Raw genomic sequence first — 21,212 nt, 5'->3', positions numbered from 1 at the left:
AAAACGCGATTTAGACGCGACCAATTGGCTGCTTGGCAACATGACCTTTTTTCTTTAACTCCTCAATGTAGTTTAATTCATTACGCGCTTTTGCATCCGAGGGATCAACCTTTAAGACTTTATTAAAATATTGAGTAGCTTCATCCAGTTGATTTAATTCAATCAAACTCACCCCTAAACTACGTCTTACACTCTGTTGAATCGCCAATCTTTTTTCTTCAGGCTCAAGCAAATACAGATACTGTTCAGCAGTTTTAAAACTTTCCAATGACGCTTGCCACTGTTTTTGTGCTTGCTGAATAAACCCTGCCTCTTTTAAATACTCACTATTAAAAGGTGATAGCGTTAAAGCACTTTGTAACTTCACTTGAGCACTCTTTAGATCATTCATTTCAATAAAGGCATAAGCGGCTTGAAAGTATAAGTCCGCCCAACAACCTGAAAAAACTCGAATATTTTTTTGCTTTCCCATATCAAGTGTCAGGTATAGCAAGGTTTCAGCTGTTCCGTTGGCTGCATAGAGTGTGTCTTGACTACTGTTTTGGTATTTTTCAAAATACTGAATTGCAGTCTGTAATGCCGCGATGGCCTGTTGTGGATGACCCACATTTAAAGACTGCTTGGCTTTTTCTAAAGCATTGTACGCAATCTTTTCATCGAGTAATTTATTTTGCGTATTTTGAAGCTGATTATGATTCTGCCTAGACTTTTGCATAGAATTATCAACGCTCGCGTTCTGTGCATATACTGGATATATAGCACAACAGCCAAGCAGACTGGCGATGGCGAAATATGTTTTTAATGTCATGTTGTTTTCTGCTTTATTATTAACTTTAGCTAAAATATAGCATAAAAAAACCCACTCAAAAGAGTGGGCTTTGATAAAAACTAAAAATTAGTTCTTTTCTTTATCTACGATTTTGTTGGCTTGAATCCAAGGCATCATCGCGCGTAATTTACCGCCAGTCACTTCAATACCGTGAGCTGCGTTTTGACGGCGACGAGCTGTCATAGATGGATAGTTCAATGCACCTTCTTGGATGAACATCTTCGCATATTCACCTGATTGGATACGTTTAAGTGCATTACGCATCGCTTCACGTGATTGCTCGTTGATCACTTCAACGCCAGTCACATATTCACCATATTCAGCATTGTTAGATACTGAATAGTTCATGTCCGCAATACCGCCTTCAAACATTAAATCAACGATTAATTTAAGTTCGTGCAAGCATTCAAAATAAGCCATTTCAGGTGCATAACCCGCTTCAACAAGCGTTTCATAACCCATTTTAACCAATTCAACAGCACCACCACAAAGTACTGCTTGCTCACCAAATAAGTCAGTTTCAGTTTCTTCACGGAATGAAGTTTCGATGATACCTGTACGACCACCACCTACACCTGAAGCATAAGAAAGTGCAACGTTACGTGCATTACCAGAAGCATCTTGATGAATCGCGATAAGATCAGGTACACCTGAACCACGTTGGAATTCTGAACGTACAGTATGACCTGGTGCTTTTGGTGCAACCATGATCACGTCTAAATCTTTACGTGGAACAACTTGGTTATAAAGTACAGCGAAACCATGTGCAAATGCTAAAGTCGCACCTTCTTTGATGTTTGGCTCAATCACGTCACGATAAAGCTGTGATTGAAACTCATCTGGTGTCAAGATCATCACTAAATCAGCTTGAGCAACAGCAGCTGGAACTTCAGCAACTTTAAGGCCTGCATTTTCAGCTTTTTTCCAAGAAGTAGAACCAGCACGTAAACCAACAGTAACGTCTACACCTGAGTCTTGAAGGTTTTGCGCGTGAGCATGACCTTGTGAACCATAACCAATGATCGCTACTTTTTTACCTTGGATGATAGATAAGTCGCAGTCTTTATCATAAAAAATTTGCATTGCTGTCTCCGCTAAAATGCTGTGTTTCCTCTTCCTATCCTGAAGATTATTGTTTTGAATCTTCTAGTCTAAGTCCCTCTCCTATTGCGAGGAGAGGTTATACATGAGGGAATAAAAAATCAAATAATTAATTACTGGTTGAGGTGCAACTAGAGTGAAAGAACCTTTTCACCACGAGCAATACCAGATACACCAGAACGAACAACTTCTAAAATTGTGTTTTCTGCAAGTGCATCAATAAAGCCATCAATTTTTTCAGTTGTACCCGCAATCTGAATGGTATAAGTCGTTGGAGTAACATCAACCACTTGAGCACGAAAGATATCCGCTGTGCGCTTAATTTCAGCACGTGCAGAACCCAATGCTTTGACTTTAATCAGCATCAGTTCACGCTCAATGTGCGCGCCTTCTGACAAATCAACCACTTTAACCACTTCAACCAATTTATTCAGCTGTTTGGTGATTTGCTCAATTTTATGGTCATCACCATAGGTGGTTAATGTCAAACGTGACATGGTTGGATCTTCAGTTGGTGCGACATTTAAAGTTTCAATGTTATAGCCACGTTGAGAGAACAACCCCACTAAACGAGAAAGCGCACCAGCTTCGTTTTCAACGAGTACAGAAATAATATGTCTCATTCAGTACGCTCCCCTTTAGACAACCACATATCTTGCATAGATTGACCTGCGATAAGCATTGGATATACATGCTCGGTACGATCAACCATCACGTTAATGAATACACATTTATCATTAATCGCCATTGCTTCTTTAAGCTTAGATTCAAGCTCATCCGCATGGTCAATCTGGATACCTACATGACCGTAAGCTTCCATCAATTTTGGAAAATCTGGTAATGACTCAACATAAGAGCTTGAATGGCGTCCTTCATAGTTCATATCTTGCCATTGTTTTACCATCCCCAAAGCACGGTTATTCAAGCAGAGGATTTTCACATTTAAGCCATATTGCTTACATGTAGAAAGCTCTTGGATACACATCTGAATCGATGCTTCACCTGTGATACACACCACTTGTTGGTCTGGGAATGCAAGTTTCGCAGCCATGGCATAAGGTAAACCCACACCCATTGTGCCTAAGCCACCTGAGTTGATCCATTGACGTGGACGTTTGTATTTGTAATACATCGCACCAAACATTTGATGCTGACCAACGTCAGAAGTAATGATCGCTTCACCATTGGTTACTTTGTCTAAGACTTCAACCACTTGTTGTGGTTTCATCACACCATTTTCACCTGGCGCATAACGCAAACCATGTACTTTGCGCCATTCGTTGATTTGTGACCACCATGCCGAGATTTCTTCAGGGTTTGGTTTAGAAACATTCATTTGTTTCAATTGAACCAACATCTCTTGAAGTACTGGCTCTACCGCACCCACGATTGGGATATGCGCCATAATGGTTTTTGAAATCGTCGCTGGGTCGATATCAATATGAATCACTTTCGCATTGGTACAGAACTTCGCTGGATTATTGGTTACACGGTCATCAAAACGCGCACCGATCGCCAAGATAACATCCGCATTATGCATACTCATATTGGCTTCGTATGTACCATGCATACCCAACATACCCAAGAATTGCTCATCATCGCCTGGGAATGCACCCAAACCCATTAGCGTATTGGTCACTGGGTAATTCAATAAATGCGCCAATTCAGTCAGTAATGCAGAAGCATTGCCCTGAACAACACCACCACCTGTATAAATGACAGGGCGTTTGGCATTAATAAGCTCATCAATGGCTTTACGAATTTGACCTGAATGACCGCGGTGAGGTGGCTGATAAGAGCGCATCTTCACTTTTTCAGGATATTCATAAGCAAATTTGTCGACAGGATTAGTGACATCCTTCGGAATATCGACCACAACAGGACCCGGACGACCTGAAGCAGCAATATAAAATGCTTTTTTAATAACGGCAGGAATTTCACTTGCATGACGCACTTGGAAACTATGTTTTACGATCGGGCGAGAAATACCGACCATATCTGTTTCTTGGAATGCATCTTCACCAATAAGATGGCTGGCAACCTGTCCAGACAAAATCACCATTGGGATTGAGTCCATATAGGCTGTAGCGATTGGTGTTACAGTATTGGTTGCGCCAGGTCCAGAAGTGACCAGCACTACACCTGTTTTACCCGTCACACGTGAGTAAGCATCTGCCATATGACCAGCAGCTTGCTCATGACGTACGAGGTAATGATTGATTTTATCTTGTTTAAATAGCGCATCATAAATATGTAATACTGCGCCGCCTGGATATCCAAAAACATGTTCAACGCCTTCGTCCGCCAATGCACGAACGAGCATTTCACCACCAGATAAAAGTTCCAACGTATTCACCCTAATCTTTATTCCACAGCGCTATGGGAGACACAGACTGTGTTTCATTCATTGATTGTGCGCTCTGTTATAGCACACATATTTACTAGTTTTTGCAGCAATAAAAAAATAAATCGTCACGCAGCTGTTTGAGCTGTATGAATCACTGAAATATGTTGGGATAAACATGCTTCGGTAGAGTCATTTTCTCGGCTTAGAGAAAATGTTATTGCTTGCTTTGATATTTTTACTCGAAGGGTGATCGAAAAAAACATCTGAAACTAAAGCAAGCATTTTTGTAGTTTTAGCGAACAAAGTCAAGGTTTCTATCAGGCTTTTTATTGTTTATTTACCAAGCGTTTATTTTTAAAACTATTCCTTTTTTTTGGTTGTCTTATAAATAAAATTTTCAAAGACTTATAAGCCAATAAAATTGCAAAAGAATTATTTAAAATTTTATTTTTCTGTATAAAATAAATACGATTTCTAAAATACCCAGATCAAGCGAAAACAATCCGATGTATATTAGATAACAGAATGATTTTTCGTTTTTATCTGAATAAAAAATGACTCAAAGGTTTTATAAAATGAAACAACGTCAACGCTTTGCACACACCGTTTTTGTATCGACAATTTTTGCCTTATTCTCTATGGTTGGGGTCAGCGCCAGTCATGCAAAACAGTATTATAAATGGGTAGACAGCAAAGGCTCTACCCATTACACCACCACACCGCCGCCGAAGAATGCACGTAGCCAAAGCAAGGTGAATACTTATGGCTATCATGGAGATTCGAGACCCACCAACCCAGCACCAACTGCTCAGCCAAATGCCTCACAAAATCAGTCACAAAATGGACAACCACAAAGTGCGCAACCTGTAACACCTGCACCAGTGGTTAATCCACCGAATACACAACAGCCGAATGTCGCACCACAAAATGAGCAAAATACACCTCCTAGCCTTGCGACGCCTCAATAATTAAATTAAAAGTAAAATCACAAGTTTTTCAGATTTAAAAGCGCGCAAAATTCACTTTTTGATGGATTTTGCGCTATGCTGTGTGCACAGTTTTTTAACCATTATTCTCAAATACATTTATGACTACTCATATTGACCCTGAATATCAAGCAAATGCGATTGAGCCTCAAGTCCAAAAAGACTGGGAAGATCGCAAATCGTTTAAAGTTGCCGACACTGTAGAAGGTCCACGTCGTTATATCCTCTCGATGTTCCCTTACCCAAGCGGCAAACTGCATATGGGTCATGTGCGTAATTATACTATTGGTGATGTGATCAGCCGTTTTCACCGTCTCAAAGGTGAAACTGTGCTACAACCAATGGGTTGGGATGCTTTCGGCTTACCTGCTGAAAATGCAGCGATTGCTCATCAAGTTGCACCAGCAAAGTGGACCTTTGAAAATATTGCATATATGCGCGATCAATTGAAGAAACTTGGTCTATCTGTCGACTGGGATCGCGAATTTGCCACCTGTACACCAGAGTATTACCACTGGGAACAATGGTTATTTGTACAGCTCTATAAAAAAGGCTTGATCTATCGCAAGTTGTCTACAGTAAACTGGGATCCTGTAGACCAAACTGTTCTTGCAAATGAACAAGTTGAAAATGGACGTGGTTGGCGTTCAGGTGCATTGGTAGAAAAACGTGATATTCCAATGTATTACTTCCGTATTACCGATTATGCACAAGAATTATTAGACGATTTAGATACCTTAAAAGACGGTTGGCCACAACAAGTTTTAACCATGCAACGCAATTGGATTGGTCGTTCAACAGGTATGGACATTACCTTCCCGTCGGCAAATCCTGAAGTTTATGCAGATGGTTTAACGGTTTATACCACACGTGCCGATACCTTGATGGGGGTAACTTATGTTGCGGTTGCAGCTGAACACCCTCTAGCACTCAAAGCTGCTGCGATCCAATCAGAAGCAGGCAAGCCAGAACTTGCTGCCTTTATTGAAGAATGTCGTATGGGTTCTGTTGCAGAAGCGGATCTTGCGACTGCTGAGAAAAAAGGCATGGCAACAGGTTTATCTGTTAAACACCCTGTTACGGGTCAAGATATCCCTGTTTGGATCGCAAACTATGTATTGATGTCATATGGTTCAGGCGCGGTGATGGCCGTTCCAGCACATGATGAACGTGATTTTGAATTTGCCAATAAATTTAACTTACCAATCAAACAAGTCATTGATGCCAAAGGCTCAGATGATGCCGAATATTCTGCGTCAGAATGGCAAGAATGGTACGGTTCTAAAGAAGGTAAATTGGTTAATTCGGCTGAATTTGACGGTTTAGACTTCCAAGCTGCTTTTGATGCATTCCTAAGCAAATTAGAACCACAAGGTCTTGCCAGCGCTAAAGTTCAATTCCGTTTACGTGACTGGGGGGTTTCTCGTCAACGTTACTGGGGTTGTCCAATTCCGATGATCAACTGTGACAAATGTGGTCAAGTCACAGTTCCAGAAGAACAACTGCCAGTTGTTCTTCCAACAGATGTGGTTCCAGATGGTTCAGGTAATCCTTTAAATAAAATGCCTGAATTTTATCAAACAAAATGCCCAAGCTGTGGTGGTGATGCACGTCGTGAAACCGATACTTTGGATACCTTTGTAGAGTCGTCTTGGTATTATGCACGTTATGCTTCTCCTGATTTCACGGGTGGTTTAGTTAAACCTGAAGCTGCAAAATCTTGGTTGCCTGTAAACCAATATATTGGTGGTGTAGAGCATGCCATCCTACATTTACTTTATGCTCGTTTCTTCCATAAACTTATGCGTGATGAGGGTGTGGTACAAGGCAATGAACCATTTACCAACTTATTGACTCAAGGTATGGTTTTAGCGGATACCTTCTATCGTGAAGCGGAAAGTGGCAAAAAAACTTGGTTTAATCCTGCGGATATTGAGTTAGAAAAAGACGAGAAAGGTCGTGTACTTTCTGCTAAATATTCAGGTGACGGTCAAGACGTTGTGGTTGGTGGTCAAGAGAAAATGTCGAAATCGAAAAATAACGGTATCGACCCACAAGCGATTATTGACCAGTACGGCGCGGATACTGCACGTGTATTTATGATGTTTGCTGCACCACCAGATCAATCTTTAGAATGGTCTGATGCGGGCGTTGAAGGTGCAAATCGTTTCTTAAAACGTGTATGGCGTTTAGTTGCAGGTTTCCTTGAAAAAGGCAACCATGCAACAGCAATTGATGCTTCGAAACTTTCCACTGAAGCACAAGACCTGCGTCGTAAAACTCATGAAACGATTCAAAAAGTGGGTGATGACATCGAACGTCGTCATGCATTCAATACTGCGATTGCAGCTTTGATGGAATTGCTCAATGCCAGCAATAAGTTTGAAGCAAAAGATGACAACGATGTTGCTGTAGCACGTGAAGCGATAACCACTTTGCTAACTTTACTTGCACCATTTGCACCACACTTAAGTCAGACCTTATTGACTGAGTTCGATATCGATTTAACTTCGGTACTGTTCCCTACGGTTGATGAGTCTGCATTAACACGTAATACACAAACCATCGTAGTTCAAGTCAATGGTAAGCTTCGTGGCAAGTTAGAAGTCTCTGTTGATGCATCGAAAGATGAATTATTGGCATTGGCTAAAGCGTTACCTGAGGTTCAGCAATTCTTAACAGGTCCAACCAAGAAAGAAATTGTGGTTCCAAATAAGCTTGTGAATTTGGTGGTTTAATTTCCTGCTTAAATCCCCTCTCCTTCTAGGAGAGGGTTAGGGAGAGGTCATTCCCCTCATCCTAACCTTCTCCCTAAGGGAGAAGGGACTTTAGTAGAATAAACAAAACCCAAACAAAGCCCGTTGTCTTTCAACGGGCTTTGATTCTAAAATGGCGTGAATTTATAAAGATTAAATATTCCATATCCAATGGAATTTCATGAGGACAAAGCATGCATTTAGTTCAACGTGTTGCTGCAGTTGTATTAACTTTGGGTCTGAGTGCGGGCTTAGTAGGTTGTGGCTTTCATTTAAAGGGCACCAATGCCCAAGCAACGCCTTTGGTTTACACCAAATTACAACTGGTGTTACCAGCGAATACTGAAGATCTTGAAAAGAAACTCAGTGTTTATTTAACTGCAACAGGTGTCCAACTGAGTAATTCAAGTGACGCTTATGTATTACGAGTATTAGACTACAAGCCTGTTCGTCATGAGTTAAATGGTAAATTGGTAGAAACACTACTCCGTCTAAGTGTTACTTTCCAGATTGAAGATAAACAAGGAAATCCGATTACTGAACCTCGCACCTTAAATGCATCTCGTAGTTATCAATATGATGTTGCAACGGTCAACACAGATGATCAACAATATAAATATCTGAGCCAAATTTTGATTGATGACATTGCACAACAAATGTCGCGTCAAATTGCAGCCAATCGCTTACCTAAAGCACGTACTCTTTCGACCCAACCTGTAGCGCAATAATTCTATGAAACTTGACTATTTACAAGCCCTTAAACGTGTTGATGAAGCACGAGGTGTTTGGATTTTACATGGTCAAGAACCACTTCTAGAACAAAACCTACTCGATGCTTTAAGAAAAAGCTGGGCAAAATATGAAGTAGAAAGACAACGCTATGATCTCAATAGCGTTTCCGACTGGAAAAATGTCTTTAATGCTTTGAATAGCTTATCTTTATTTTCTCAAAATCTTGCACTCGAAGTCCATGGTAATATCAAACCCGATGCCAATGGACTCAAACAACTCAAACACTATATTCAACATAATGAACACAACTTGCTTGTGATCATTATGCCCAAACAAGACTCAAGTAGTCTAAAGTCAAGTTTCTTTCAAACCGTTGAAGCCAATGGTGTTGTGATTGCTTTAACCGCAAATTACCCGCAAGACCGTCAGCGAATATTGTCAATCGAAGCAGATCAGCTCGGTGTCCAATTAAATCAAGATGCCTGGATCTGGCTTGAACAACATCATGAACATAATCTTTTGGCTGCCAAAAACAGCCTGATGCGTGTTGCCGATACCTTCCCAGATCAAAAACAGATTTCAATTGAACATTTACAAGAATGTTTACAGGATCAATCACGTTATAGCACCTTTGATTTAAGTGATGCATTGATTGCTGGAAACTTGGCACTTTCGATTAAAATTTTCCAATATCTTGTGGAGTCAGGCGAACCCAACAGTTTAATTTTATGGACAATTAGTAAAGAAATGCGTCTTTTGATGCAGTTGTATGAACAACCACAAAATGCCTTACAGCTCGGTATTTGGAAAACCAAGATTTCTTTGTATCAACAAGCACTTAGACGCTTAAATCCGCATTCATTTTTAACTTGGCCACAACTGTTATTGCGTGTAGATGCTGCAATCAAAGGACTCAGCAAAGAAAGCCCAGAACATATCATTCAACAATGTATTGCTGAATTATGTGGAAAAACTTTATTTATCAATGCTTAGATAGATATTATGCAGAATAATTCTCATTTCCATTTATTTTAAAAAATTCACGCTTTATCCTTATTTAATCATTATAATTTGATCAATTTTTCTCTCAGCCCAATTATCGCTATGCCAAAAATAAAACCAGCCAAAGCCATTCTTATAGCGGTTTGTCTTGCCATCATTGCCGCAATCGCATGGTACGTATTAAAGCCTAAAAATACACAACCGCAGTATATAACCTCAGAAGTCACACGTGGTGATATTGAAGATGCAGTTCTTGCAACAGGTGATTTAGAAGCAACCAAGATGGTGAGCGTTGGTGCGCAGGTTTCAGGTCAAGTTAAAAAAATGTACGTCAAGCTGGGTGACCAAGTTAAACAAGGTCAACTGATTGCACAAATTGATTCAGTGCGTCAAAGCAACGATTTAAAAACGGCTGAAGCCAATATTAAAAATCAACAGGCTCAGTTGACAACCAAACAGGCGACTTTAGCCAAAGCTGAGGCAGAATATAACCGCCAAAAAAATATGTTTGCACAAGATGCAACCTCTAAAGCAGATTATGACAGTGCCTTAGCCGCATTTAAAACAGCACAAGCTGATATTGCTTCGATGGATGCACAAATTGAGCAATCCAAACTTACACTTGCAACATCACAAGAAAACTTAGGTTATACCCGTATTGTTGCACCTATGGACGGCACCGTGGTAGCCATTGTGACCGAAGAAGGTCAAACGGTAAACGCCAACCAAAGTGCACCAACTATTGTGAAACTTGCAAAATTGGACACCATGACCATCAAGGCACAAGTGTCTGAAGCAGATGTCATGAAAGTTCAAGAAGGTCAAAAAGTTTATTTCACTACACTGGGTGATAGTGAGAAAAAACGCTATGCAACACTGCGTCAAGTAGAGCCTGCACCAGAATCAATTAATACTGAAACATCAAGCAACTCATCTTCATCATCAACAAGTACAGCGATTTATTATAATGCCCTATTCGATGTACCAAACGATGACGGTAAACTCCGAATTGATATGACCGCACAGGTGTATATCATTCTTGCTGAAGCCAAAAATGCACTGACTGTTCCTGCTGCGGCATTACAGTCTTCAAACCGCCCACAACGTGCCAATAAATCCGCAAATGGCGCATCTGGTGCAAATTCAACTCGTTCAGCATCTGCACCTCAAGGTCAAGCAAATAAAAATGGACAAAATACTGCTGATCGCCCAGAACGCCTTGAACTCACAGCAGATGAAAAGACCTTGATTGATCAAGGTAAAGCTTCGGTTTCGATTGTTCGCGTTTTACAGGCGGATGGTAGCGCTCAACGTAAACAAGTTTTAATTGGTTTAAATAATCGTGTAACCGCCCAAGTACTGCGTGGCCTCAATGAAGGTGATCAAGTTGTACTAGCAGATGGTTCAGATACATCCAATGACTCTGCAAAACGAAGCAATAAAAACAGTGGCCCAATGAGACTCTAAGCATGGATCAGAACAATCATCAGATCAAACCTCTACTTGAGGTCAGTAATCTGATTCGTGAGTTCCCTGCGGGTGAATCCACTATTCAGATTTTAAAGAGTATTAACCTTAAAATTTACCCCGGTGAACTGGTTGCTATTGTAGGGCAATCTGGTTCGGGTAAATCGACATTGATGAATATCTTGGGATGTTTAGATCAACCTACATCAGGTAGTTATCAAGTCAATGGACGTGAAACAGGTCAACTTGAACCCGATGAACTCGCGCAATTACGCCGTGAATATTTTGGTTTTATTTTCCAGCGCTATCACTTACTGGGTGATTTAAATGCCGCAGGAAATGTTGAAGTTCCAGCGATTTATGCTGGTATGGATCCGAGTGTACGTCAAAAGCGTTCACATGAAATCTTGACTGACTTAGGACTCGGTGAAAAAACTGAAAACCGTCCAAATCAGCTTTCGGGTGGACAACAACAACGTGTTTCAATTGCACGTGCTTTGATGAATGGTGGTGATGTCATCCTTGCGGATGAACCAACTGGTGCACTGGATAAGCACAGTGGTGTTGAGGTTATGCGTATTTTGCGTGAGCTCAATGCTAAAGGGCATACCATTATCCTAGTTACGCATGATATGAATGTGGCAAAAAATGCGACACGTATCATTGAAATCAGTGATGGCAACATCATCGCAGATAAGCCAAATGTTCCCGAACATGATGATGAGATTGATATTGTTGTCGATCCAGAACCTAAATCGAATCGTAAAAAGTCATCTAAATGGCGTTCTGCATTAGATCGTTTTGCAGAAGCCTTCCGTATGGCCTTGCTGGCAATGAATGCCCACCGTATGCGTACCTTTTTAACCATGCTGGGTATTATTATCGGGATTGCATCTGTGGTCTCGGTGGTGGCTTTGGGCAATGGCTCACAAAAGCAGATTCTTGATAACATCAGCAGTTTAGGCACCAATACCATTACCGTCTTTCAGGGACGTGGCTTTGGTGATAACTCGAAAACAGCACAGTTTAAAACCTTGGTTCCAGCAGATGCTGAAGCACTCTCAGAGCAACCTTATGTCGAAGCAGTCAGTCCAACAGTCAATAGTAGCGTAACAGCGCGTTTTAAAGACACCGAAGCTTCTGCAACCGTCAATGGTGTCAGTGCTGATTTCTTCTATGTACGTGGTATGACCTTTAAATCTGGGCAAGCTTTTGATAAAAACAGTATCACTGGGCGAGCGCAGGATGTGGTGATTGATGCCAATACTGAAAAGACCTTCTTTGCAGATGGCACTAACCCTGTAGGGCAAGTGCTGTTATTGGGGAGTGTTCCAAGCCGAATCATTGGTGTGATTGATGCACAGCAAGGTTTTATGGGCAACTCAGACAGTCTCAATGTTTATCTGCCTTATTCAACCGTCATGAGCCGAATGTTAGGACAATCCAATGTCCGTAGCATCATCGTGCGTATTAAAGATGAATATCCAACTGCGGTTGCTGAAAATGCCATTTTAAGTTTGTTGGAACAACGTCATGGCGCACAGGATGTCTTTACTCAAAACTCTGACAGTATTCGTCAAACCATTGAACAGACCACACAAACCATGACTTTACTGGTTTCAGCCATTGCGGTGATTTCATTGGTTGTCGGTGGTATTGGGGTAATGAACATCATGCTGGTGTCTGTAACCGAGCGTACCCAAGAAATCGGTGTGCGTATGGCTGTAGGTGCTCGTCAAAGTGACATTCTGCAACAGTTCCTGATCGAAGCTGTTTTGGTGTGTATTTTGGGCGGTATCCTAGGGGTTCTGCTCTCTTTAGGCATTGGACAGTTGATTGGACATATTGCCAAAGGCAGTTTCCAAATGGCGTATTCAAGCACCTCAATCATTGCGGCATTTGTATGTTCAACCTTGATTGGTGTGGTATTTGGATTTATCCCAGCTCGCAATGCAGCACAGCTTAATCCTGTTGATGCACTTTCGCGTGAATAACCGAAGAATAAGGAAATTATTAATGCAAATGAATTTAAGCAAACTTGCAAGCGCCTTGATTCTTGGGAGTTCATTGGTCGGTTGTGCGGCTGTGGTTAAAACCCCATACGAGGCCCCTGCTGTGCAAATTCCAAATGGTTTTGTCTATGACAATGCAAAATCTAAACACGTTCAGGCAGATTTATATGCAGATCAGTGGTGGACCTTATTTGGTGATGCTCAGTTAAATCAATTGGTCAATCAAGTAATTCAACGTAATGCTGATTTGGCTGTTGCAGGGATTAACTTACAAACAGCCCGTTTAAGAGCTGGCTTAGCGCGAGACCAACAAGGTCCTCGTGTTAATTCAGGGGTATCTACAGGCCATAGCTTTGACCTCAATTCAGGTGATGATGCTGCCAAAGGTCTATCTCTCAGTGCGGGTGTCAGTTATGAAGTGGATTTGTTTGGAAAATTAGCACGTCAAACTGAAGCATCGAAGTGGGAATCTTTAGCCACTGAACAAGACTTACAAGCGACTGGGCAGACCTTAATTGCCACAACCGCAAATTTATATTGGCAATTGGGTTATTTAAATGAACGCTATAGCTCTGCCCAACAAAGCCTAGCTGCTACTCAAAAAACCTTTGAATTGGTGCGTACTCAATATCGTGCTGGCGCAGTTTCAGGACTAGATTTGACCCAAGCTGAGCAATCGGTGCAAAGCCAAAAAGCCAGTTTAAGCCAAATTGAACAGCAACGTGTTGAAACACGTACCGCTTTGGCCGTGTTATTACAAATACCCGTGCAACAGTTAAATATTCAAGAACCACAGCAATTACCGCAGATCAGTCTACCCAATATCTCAGCGGGTTTACCGGCAGATATTTTGTCGCGCCGTCCTGATTTAAAAGCAGCCGAATTGCGTTTACGTGAATCTTTGGCGACCAAAGATGCCACCAAAGCCAGCTATTATCCTTCAATCAGTTTGACGGGGAATTTAGGTTCAACCAGCACATCATTGACAAATTTATTGAAAAATCCTGCACTGACTTTAGGCGCAAGCTTAAGCCTGCCGTTTTTGCAATATAATGATATGCAAAAGAATTTAAAAATCAGTGAACTGGACTATGAAAAAGCCATTGTTCAATATCGCAATACCTTGTACCAAGCTTTTGCAGATACTGAAAATGCACTGTCGAATCGTACTGAGCTAGATAAACAAGTCGCCTTTCAACAAAAGAACTTAGAACTTGCGGAAAAAACAGAACGTTTAACCAATGTACGTTATCGTAATGGTGCAATTGCTTTAAAAAATGTTTTGGATGCTCAAGAAACCACGCGTAGTGCTCGTTTGTCTTTAGTCCAAGCTAAGCAAAGCCAATACAATGCTTATGTCACTTTGATGCAAGCTTTGGGTGGCAGTCCGATTAAGCAATTACCTTAAGAATGTGTTGAGATGAGAAAGCCCTGAGGGGCTTTTTTTTAATTACTATTTGAATAACACAAACACTCTTTCCGAAAGATTCAATTTATCTTATGATTGATTTATATTTAATCAACTCCATAATTTAAAACAATATAATGAAACACAATATAATCGCGATTTTACTCTCGAGCTTAGCTTTATCTGCTTGTGCAAAAACAACTAATGAGACGCATACCAATTCAACAACTCAAAAGTCCAATGAAAAAAATGATCTTGAGTTACGGGAACGAATTAAAACACTGGTAGACAAAACCCAAAAGAATATGATTTTTGTTCAGGGTGGATCTTTCATGATGGGAGATTTCGGTGAACTCGTGAATAAAGGAAATTTACCTTTTGATGGCGATGGTCATAGCAAACCTTTACACAAGGTCACTTTAGATAGTTATAGCCTAAATGCATATAAGTCCAGTTATGAAGACCTAGACACTTATAGCGCAGCAACAGGACAGCCTAAAGTTATGGATGATCCTGATTTGCAAGATCTACGATATAAAAATGCAGCGGCTGGACTGAATTGGTATCAAGCTCGTGATTATTGCCAATGGTTAGGCAAGCAATTAGATGTACCTATGGACTTACCAACCGAAGCACAATGGGAATATGCTGCTCGTAACCGCGGGCAACAAGTCGTCTATCCAACCCATAATGGTAAAGTAGAGTATGGTAAAAACTTTAATAGCTATGAACAACAACAAGCATTTACAGAAACTGTTGCAGAGAATTCGATAATACTCATCACTCAACTCGGTGCCCATCAGCCTACTCCATTGGGTTTTTACGATTTAATCAATGAAAACTTAGAATGGGTCGCTGACTGGTATGCGCCTGACTATTATGCTAAATCGCCTGAAAAAAATCCCAAAGGGCCCGAGACAGGTACTGCAAAAGTACTTAGAAGTACCAATATTAATGATGAATATATGATCCGTACTGCTTTTGGTTTTACATTTTCCAGAATGTTTAAAGAACCTGGTTTAAAAGGAAAGGATTTTTCTCGCTATTACACTACTTCAGTTAGATGTGCTGCCAATAGCCCTACACCTTTATCCTAAATTGTCTTTGTTATAAAACTCAAAGCTCGTTTGACCTTAATATTTTTTAACAGAATCAACCTTTATATCGTGCAAATTAGCAGTTAAAATAAAACTAAAATACTGATAATCTTATTTAAAAATAATGAAACAAAATCTGGTCCTAATACTACTGTCTACTTTTGCTTTAAGTGCCTGTGCAAAAAGTACTGAATCTAAACAAGCAACAAATAATACTCAATCCAAAGAAATCATAGCTATTGCTCAGTTAGATTCTGAACTACAAAAAAAAGTACAAGGCTTATTAGAAAAAACGCAAAAAGAGCTCATCCTTGTTAAAGGTGGAACATTTATGATGGGAGATTTTGGCCCACAACATAGTAAAGATAAACTTTCTTATGATGGGGATGGGGATGCCGTTCCTCTTCATAAAGTTACTCTAAGCGACTACAAACTCAGTGCAACCAAAGTCACTTATGCTGATTTTGATATTTATACAGCAGCAACTCAACAAAAGCCTGTGGGTACTTTTAATAAACTTACACAGATTGATCTGATACCTGAAGTAGCGGCAGGTATCAATTGGCAACAAGGACGTGACTACTGTAAATGGTTGGGTACGCAGCTAAATTTAAATATGGATCTACCGACTGAAGCCCAATGGGAATATGCTGCTCGTAATCGAGGGCAAATGGTTATTTATCCCACTAATAATGGCAAACTTGAAAATGGTAAAAACATTTGGAATTTTGAACAGAAACAGCAAGCAAAAAGAAAATATAAAACTATTGTAGTCGTTCCTGAGCTAAAACAGTTTCCGCCAACTGCTATGGGCTTCTATGACATGATTACCAATAATTATGAATGGATGCTGGATTGGTATGATCCTGAATATTATCGTAAATCACCTGAACATAACCCTCAAGGACCCTCTACAGGAACAAAAAGGGTGGTACGTAGTTCTTTTCCTGATGATGGGCAAAATATAATAATGTCGGGAGGATTGACCATTAGTCGTCACTCAATGCATCCTGTAGCTGACCCTGAACTTGTCAAAGATTTACAAGATTTAAAATATGGTGCCCATGATTTTAATAAAAATAACTCTGTCCGCTGTGCTGTCAATCTTTAAAGAGTATTTACAGTTTTCTAAATAAAATCCTATACTTTTAGTGTATATCAATCTGTATTCTCCGAAGATCAAATAGAATTGATCGACTATTTCGACTAATACAAGATGCAGAATAACATTCAAACTTTCATTTTTTTACTGGTTCATATTGTATATTAAAGCTTTATCTATTTTAAAACATATACAACATAAACCAACTTTGTGAAACTCTTAAATTGGCTTATGATTCTAGATAATTAACACAAACCCATAATTTCCAAAAAGATGATGAAACAAAATCTAGTCCTATTACTACTGTCTACTTTTGCTTTAAGTGCCTGTGCAAAAAGCACTGACTCTAAACAAGCAACAAATAATACTCAATCCAAAGAAATCATAGCTATTGCTCAGTTAGATTCTGAACTACAAAAAAAAGTACAAGGCTTATTAGAAAAAACGCAAAAAGAGCTCATCCTTGTTAAAGGTGGAACATTTATGATGGGAGATTTTGGCCCACAACATAGTAAAGATAAACTTTCTTATGATGGGGATGGGGATGCCGTTCCTCTTCATAAAGTTACTCTAAGCGACTACAAACTCAGTGCAACCAAAGCTACTTATGCTGATTTTGATATTTATACAGCAGCGACTCAACAAAAGCCTGTAGGTGTATTTGATGAATATTCTAAAAAAAATCGAATACCTGAAGTAGCGGCAGGTATCAATTGGCAACAAGGACGTGACTACTGTAAATGGTTGGGTACGCAACTAAATTTAAATATGGATCTACCGACTGAAGCCCAATGGGAATATGCTGCTCGTAATCGAGGGCAAATGGTTATGTATCCCACCAATAATGGCAAACTTGAAAATGGTAAAAATATTTGGAGTTTTGATCAACGCAATCAAACTACTTCTAAATATAAAACTGTAGAAGTTGTACCTTTACTAAAACAGTTTCCACCAACTGCTATGGGCTTCTATGACATGGTTACCGATAATTATGAATGGATGCTGGATTGGTATGATCCTGAATATTATCGTAAATCACCTGAACATAACCCTCAAGGACCCTCTACAGGAACAAAAAGGGTGGTACGTAGTTCTTTTCCTGATGATGGGCAAAATATAAAAATGTCAGGAGGGTTAACTATTAGCCGTCATTCAATGCATCCAATAGCTGATCCCAAATTAGCTAAAGAGTTAAAAGAGCTAGATTTTAAAGATGGTGAACACGACTTTAATAAAAATAACTCCGTACGATGTGCTGTAAATCTCTGATAAAGTCTAATTGGGTATAAGAATTATACCTTATACTCAATTACATCATTAGCTTTACTTTGTTTTTCAAAAGGCTCCAAAATTTGCAAATTACTGGCCATTAATACTCTATCTTCATTTCCCAGAGCACCTGGTAAATTTTGTTGTAGTTCAAGCTCACGAAAACGCGGATCATTTTGATTACGTACAATCATATAATTCATATGATTTCTCACTTTCTGCGCCCCTTTACGGTACTTCAGATATAACTCTAACCAGTGGTTAAGATCATCTCCCTCATACTCTTGGTCGGTATTAATACAATGTATTATTGTTTTTATACGTTTTTCACTGGTGCTTTTTGCTTCTAATTTGTCATAGTTTAAAAATCGAATTAAGTCCCCTTCGATCTTACCCAGTTGCTGATCAGTCAACTTAATTCCTTTAGGATGAATATGCTGAATGGTATTTTCCCATTCCGCCTCAGAAGTACAAGTTGCTAAAATATTAGTAATTGCTGTTTTTCGCTCAGGGAAAAACTTGATATCGATCTCACTCCACGACAAACTGATACTGATATCAAGAATTGGGGCAGTTTGATCGGTCCAATGAGAAACCGCATAGAGTAGAATACCTTTTGTTTCTGGTGTCGCATTTAACAATTCCTTACGACCCAAATTGGAATTTACTCGCCGTGCTGTTTGTAATCTACCTTGGTCAATATCCAAACGGTTGATCCACTTTAAATAAGCAATAGATAAAACTTGTGCATTTTTAGTCAAAGTATGATCAGAACCAATACAATAAGCCAATACCTGTGAAAGCATCATATATGCTGCTGAGTTTATATAAGCTAACGTTTTAAACCCAGCATAACCAATCTGAGATTTTATAAAGCCTGCAAAATTTATTAATTGATCTGGACCAACGTCAAAAGCAGCAGTTCCTTTAGCCCCGATCCCCCAGCATAAATGAGCTGCAACCAAGACTCTAAACGTATTTGTGGTAGCAGAATACCCTATTTGAAATTGGCCTTCTGCACCGACACCAGCACTTACCCCACCACCTGCCGATGCAGAAGCAATCGTGACAAATTTAGCTTTAGAATCTTTAGCTATTCCAGGGTCAAACCACTCTATACCACCTTTTAAAATGCCTTGTACTTCAATACCAGCAAATGCCTTAATTTCTGCTTGAGCCTGATTTGATCCTTTTTCTTTCAGCTCTTCCATCAACTCAAGGTTACCTTCTGCAGCCCTAAATTTTGCCCCTTTGACTTTATCCATCATATTCGCCATAGAACGCTGAGGATCTCTTTTCACTGCTGTAATAACTTGTTTGGTTCCTTGATGTGTGATATCAACCGATAAATTACCTGCAATACCCAAATGAGCACCTGAAAAACCAGAAATTTCGCAACCAATAAGAAATCTTATTTCCCCTAAGTCATAATTCCCATGCTCAATATACCAACCATTTTCACTAGGGAAAAAATAGCGCCATTCTTTTGTACCTTCAAACAAAGTCCATTTAGCTGAAGCATTTCCATCCAGTTTCATTTGTACGCCAGCAGATGAGGCACTAATTTCCCCTTCACCATGAGCTCCAGCAACCAATCTCATCCATTGAGCTTCTTGTCTAACATCAATACCACGGCTATTTGTATATTGTTCAGAGATTTCCCCTCCTAATCCACCAATCAAGTTATAAACTGCCTTTTCATCACTTCCAACCTCTCCTTTAGCACTTAAGATTTTCTTTGATATCTCATCAAAACTTTTCTTTATTTTATTTGGGTCTGCTACACCATTTGCATTTTCAGCATTAGTAATTTCTACACGTATTTCTTCATTAAGCCGAGAATTTTTTAAATTTTCATAGGCAGCAGGTTTTAAATATCGCCTTAATAAATTTGTTTTGGATTGGCCTTTATCAATCTCTTTAGATGCGATCCAAACTTCTTGTAAATCTGTCCTTTCTCGAAATTCCCCATTAATCTTATTCAACGCTTCTTGTTGACTAATATTAAGCCTCTTTTCCATTTCACGAATCTCATCGATATTTTTATTCTGAATAGCTCTTCTTAAACTCGCATTCGTTTGATGCACTTTTTCTACAGAGTCGGTTAAAAGCTTAGTTTTATTATAAAATTCTTCATAAAGTGATGGTGGCAATACCACTACTTCATTTGTATAAGGATTTATTACAATTGGTGGCTTCTTTACAGGTCCCATACCTATTTTATTATTTACATTAGGATTCGTTACACCACCACTAGTAGGAATAATAATTTGAAAAACGATCTGATTATCTATACATGTTATCGGCTTATGTAAAGCTGATTTTATCGGCTTTCCTGCCATTGAATATTGGACATAATTATCTAAATGCGTGTAAGCAATTTCTGTAAAACCCTTAAGATCAGTTGGACCAGGTCTCATATTTACAATAGGCTTCTCTTGTGCTTTTGCAAATATTTGATAATTGAAATTTTGTATAGATTTACCATTTGAAAATAAAAACTGATAAATACAATAGTTCTTAAACTTAAGATATTTCTGCTGTTTAAAGGTTATGGTATTTTTCTTTTTATAATCTTCATAAGACATATTTAATGGGCTGTTTTTCAAAATATCGCCCATTCCATTGCTAGATGATTTTTGACTTCCAAAAATAGGAAATGGTTTCGGATTTTTGCCAAGATTCCCAAATATTTTAGAACCATTACTTGCATTCTTTTGAGCGATTTTTTTTAAATTCTCTAACTGCTGTTCTGCATCTAACTGCATTTTTTTATATTGCTCAGCTGTTGGAAATTTTAAATTTCCCTCTAACTTAGTTTCATTGATTTCTAAGGTATTTGTACCCTCAGCTAAAATAGGGGAGATTAATTTTTTTTTACTGAAAATTGATTGATACCCTTCAACAAAAACTTGAACTTTACCATTTGCGTCTAAATGTATAGTCTTAGTTTTTCCGTTTTGATCCGTTGTGTCCTTATAGGTTTCTTTAACCCCATTTTTTTTAGTAAAGATTAGAGTATATTTAACATTAGCTAAGTGTTCATTTCTTTGAGAATAAAACAGCAAATTAAATTCCAACACATTAAATTTATTCATTTTAGA

The 21,212-nt window shown here is 39.2% G+C and carries 15 protein-coding genes; 10 read left to right on the top strand and 5 right to left on the bottom strand.

Annotated features, from left to right (window positions below; all coding sequences use genetic code 11):
• Positions 1–10 precede the first annotated feature (10 nt).
• The 4 genes from FHR28_RS01695 to FHR28_RS01680 all read right to left on the bottom strand — a co-directional run bounded on the left by FHR28_RS01695 (position 11) and on the right by FHR28_RS01680 (position 4,277).
• Positions 11–808: a tetratricopeptide repeat protein gene (locus FHR28_RS01695; RefSeq protein WP_166781807.1), complete on the bottom strand. Its 798-nt coding sequence runs from the start codon at positions 806–808 to the stop codon at positions 11–13.
• An 87-nt stretch (positions 809–895) separates the two neighbouring features.
• Positions 896–1,912, bottom strand: coding sequence for a ketol-acid reductoisomerase (ilvC, locus tag FHR28_RS01690; RefSeq protein WP_004725869.1), 1,017 nt, complete (start codon positions 1,910–1,912; stop codon positions 896–898).
• Positions 1,913–2,061: 149 nt separating this feature from the next.
• Positions 2,062–2,553 carry an acetolactate synthase small subunit gene (ilvN, locus tag FHR28_RS01685; RefSeq protein ID WP_004725868.1) on the bottom strand — a complete coding sequence of 164 codons (492 nt, stop codon included), beginning with the start codon at positions 2,551–2,553 and terminating at the stop codon, positions 2,062–2,064.
• A complete protein-coding gene (locus FHR28_RS01680) occupies positions 2,550–4,277 on the bottom strand; it encodes an acetolactate synthase 3 large subunit (protein WP_016539389.1) in 1,728 nt (575 codons plus the stop codon). The genes ilvN and FHR28_RS01680 overlap by 4 nt, the downstream gene beginning before the upstream one ends.
• A 575-nt stretch (positions 4,278–4,852) precedes the next feature.
• Between FHR28_RS01680 and FHR28_RS01675 the strand changes: the two genes are divergently transcribed.
• The 10 genes from FHR28_RS01675 to FHR28_RS01630 all read left to right on the top strand — a co-directional run bounded on the left by FHR28_RS01675 (position 4,853) and on the right by FHR28_RS01630 (position 18,108).
• The gene (locus FHR28_RS01675; protein WP_105714396.1) at positions 4,853–5,245 is read left to right on the top strand and encodes a DUF4124 domain-containing protein; all 393 of its coding nucleotides are present in this window, start codon (positions 4,853–4,855) and stop codon (positions 5,243–5,245) included.
• A 119-nt stretch (positions 5,246–5,364) separates the two neighbouring features.
• Positions 5,365–8,001, top strand: coding sequence for a leucine--tRNA ligase (leuS, locus tag FHR28_RS01670; RefSeq protein ID WP_166781806.1), 2,637 nt, complete (start codon positions 5,365–5,367; stop codon positions 7,999–8,001).
• 212 nt (positions 8,002–8,213) lie between these two features.
• The gene (locus tag FHR28_RS01665) at positions 8,214–8,747 is read left to right on the top strand and encodes a hypothetical protein (RefSeq protein WP_004725857.1); all 534 of its coding nucleotides are present in this window, start codon (positions 8,214–8,216) and stop codon (positions 8,745–8,747) included.
• Between the two features lie 4 nt (positions 8,748–8,751).
• Complete coding sequence (gene holA, locus FHR28_RS01660) at positions 8,752–9,744, top strand: DNA polymerase III subunit delta (protein WP_166781805.1); 993 nt, start codon at positions 8,752–8,754, stop codon at positions 9,742–9,744.
• A 111-nt stretch (positions 9,745–9,855) separates the two neighbouring features.
• On the top strand, positions 9,856–11,220 hold the full coding sequence (locus tag FHR28_RS01655; protein ID WP_166781804.1) for a MacA family efflux pump subunit: 1,365 nt from the start codon (positions 9,856–9,858) through the stop codon (positions 11,218–11,220).
• A gap of 2 nt (positions 11,221–11,222) precedes the next feature.
• Complete coding sequence (locus FHR28_RS01650) at positions 11,223–13,214, top strand: MacB family efflux pump subunit (RefSeq protein ID WP_004725851.1); 1,992 nt, start codon at positions 11,223–11,225, stop codon at positions 13,212–13,214.
• A gap of 22 nt (positions 13,215–13,236) precedes the next feature.
• On the top strand, positions 13,237–14,640 hold the full coding sequence (locus FHR28_RS01645) for an efflux transporter outer membrane subunit (RefSeq protein ID WP_166781803.1): 1,404 nt from the start codon (positions 13,237–13,239) through the stop codon (positions 14,638–14,640).
• Positions 14,641–14,777: 137 nt separating this feature from the next.
• Complete coding sequence (locus FHR28_RS01640; protein ID WP_166781802.1) at positions 14,778–15,737, top strand: formylglycine-generating enzyme family protein; 960 nt, start codon at positions 14,778–14,780, stop codon at positions 15,735–15,737.
• Between the two features lie 124 nt (positions 15,738–15,861).
• Positions 15,862–16,848, top strand: coding sequence for an SUMF1/EgtB/PvdO family nonheme iron enzyme (locus FHR28_RS01635; RefSeq protein ID WP_166781801.1), 987 nt, complete (start codon positions 15,862–15,864; stop codon positions 16,846–16,848).
• Positions 16,849–17,115: 267 nt separating this feature from the next.
• A complete protein-coding gene (locus tag FHR28_RS01630) occupies positions 17,116–18,108 on the top strand; it encodes an SUMF1/EgtB/PvdO family nonheme iron enzyme (RefSeq protein WP_171527289.1) in 993 nt (330 codons plus the stop codon).
• Between the two features lie 23 nt (positions 18,109–18,131).
• On the opposite strand, the gene FHR28_RS01625 is transcribed toward FHR28_RS01630, so the two are convergent.
• Positions 18,132–21,206: a hypothetical protein gene (locus tag FHR28_RS01625; protein WP_151957012.1), complete on the bottom strand. Its 3,075-nt coding sequence runs from the start codon at positions 21,204–21,206 to the stop codon at positions 18,132–18,134.
• Between the last annotated feature and the right edge of the window lie 6 nt (positions 21,207–21,212).

Source organism: Acinetobacter sp. BIGb0196 (assembly GCF_011759595.1).
Lineage (GTDB): Bacteria > Pseudomonadota > Gammaproteobacteria > Pseudomonadales > Moraxellaceae > Acinetobacter > Acinetobacter guillouiae.
Note: the sequence above shows the minus strand (reverse complement) of the source record. Positions and strands in the feature narration are given on the sequence as shown.

Excerpts from the sequence above, each read along its gene's own strand:
- FHR28_RS01695 (WP_166781807.1), bottom strand. The coding sequence starts at position 808 with ATGACATTAAAAACATATTTCGCCATCGCCAGTCTGCTTGGCTGTTGT.
- ilvC (WP_004725869.1), bottom strand. The coding sequence starts at position 1,912 with ATGCAAATTTTTTATGATAAAGACTGCGACTTATCTATCATCCAAGGT.
- ilvN (WP_004725868.1), bottom strand. The coding sequence starts at position 2,553 with ATGAGACATATTATTTCTGTACTCGTTGAAAACGAAGCTGGTGCGCTT.
- FHR28_RS01675 (WP_105714396.1), top strand. The coding sequence starts at position 4,853 with ATGAAACAACGTCAACGCTTTGCACACACCGTTTTTGTATCGACAATT.
- leuS (WP_166781806.1), top strand. The coding sequence starts at position 5,365 with ATGACTACTCATATTGACCCTGAATATCAAGCAAATGCGATTGAGCCT.
- FHR28_RS01665 (WP_004725857.1), top strand. The coding sequence starts at position 8,214 with ATGCATTTAGTTCAACGTGTTGCTGCAGTTGTATTAACTTTGGGTCTG.
- holA (WP_166781805.1), top strand. The coding sequence starts at position 8,752 with ATGAAACTTGACTATTTACAAGCCCTTAAACGTGTTGATGAAGCACGA.
- FHR28_RS01655 (WP_166781804.1), top strand. The coding sequence starts at position 9,856 with ATGCCAAAAATAAAACCAGCCAAAGCCATTCTTATAGCGGTTTGTCTT.
- FHR28_RS01650 (WP_004725851.1), top strand. The coding sequence starts at position 11,223 with ATGGATCAGAACAATCATCAGATCAAACCTCTACTTGAGGTCAGTAAT.
- FHR28_RS01645 (WP_166781803.1), top strand. The coding sequence starts at position 13,237 with ATGCAAATGAATTTAAGCAAACTTGCAAGCGCCTTGATTCTTGGGAGT.
- FHR28_RS01640 (WP_166781802.1), top strand. The coding sequence starts at position 14,778 with ATGAAACACAATATAATCGCGATTTTACTCTCGAGCTTAGCTTTATCT.
- FHR28_RS01635 (WP_166781801.1), top strand. The coding sequence starts at position 15,862 with ATGAAACAAAATCTGGTCCTAATACTACTGTCTACTTTTGCTTTAAGT.
- FHR28_RS01630 (WP_171527289.1), top strand. The coding sequence starts at position 17,116 with ATGAAACAAAATCTAGTCCTATTACTACTGTCTACTTTTGCTTTAAGT.
- FHR28_RS01625 (WP_151957012.1), bottom strand. The coding sequence starts at position 21,206 with ATGAATAAATTTAATGTGTTGGAATTTAATTTGCTGTTTTATTCTCAA.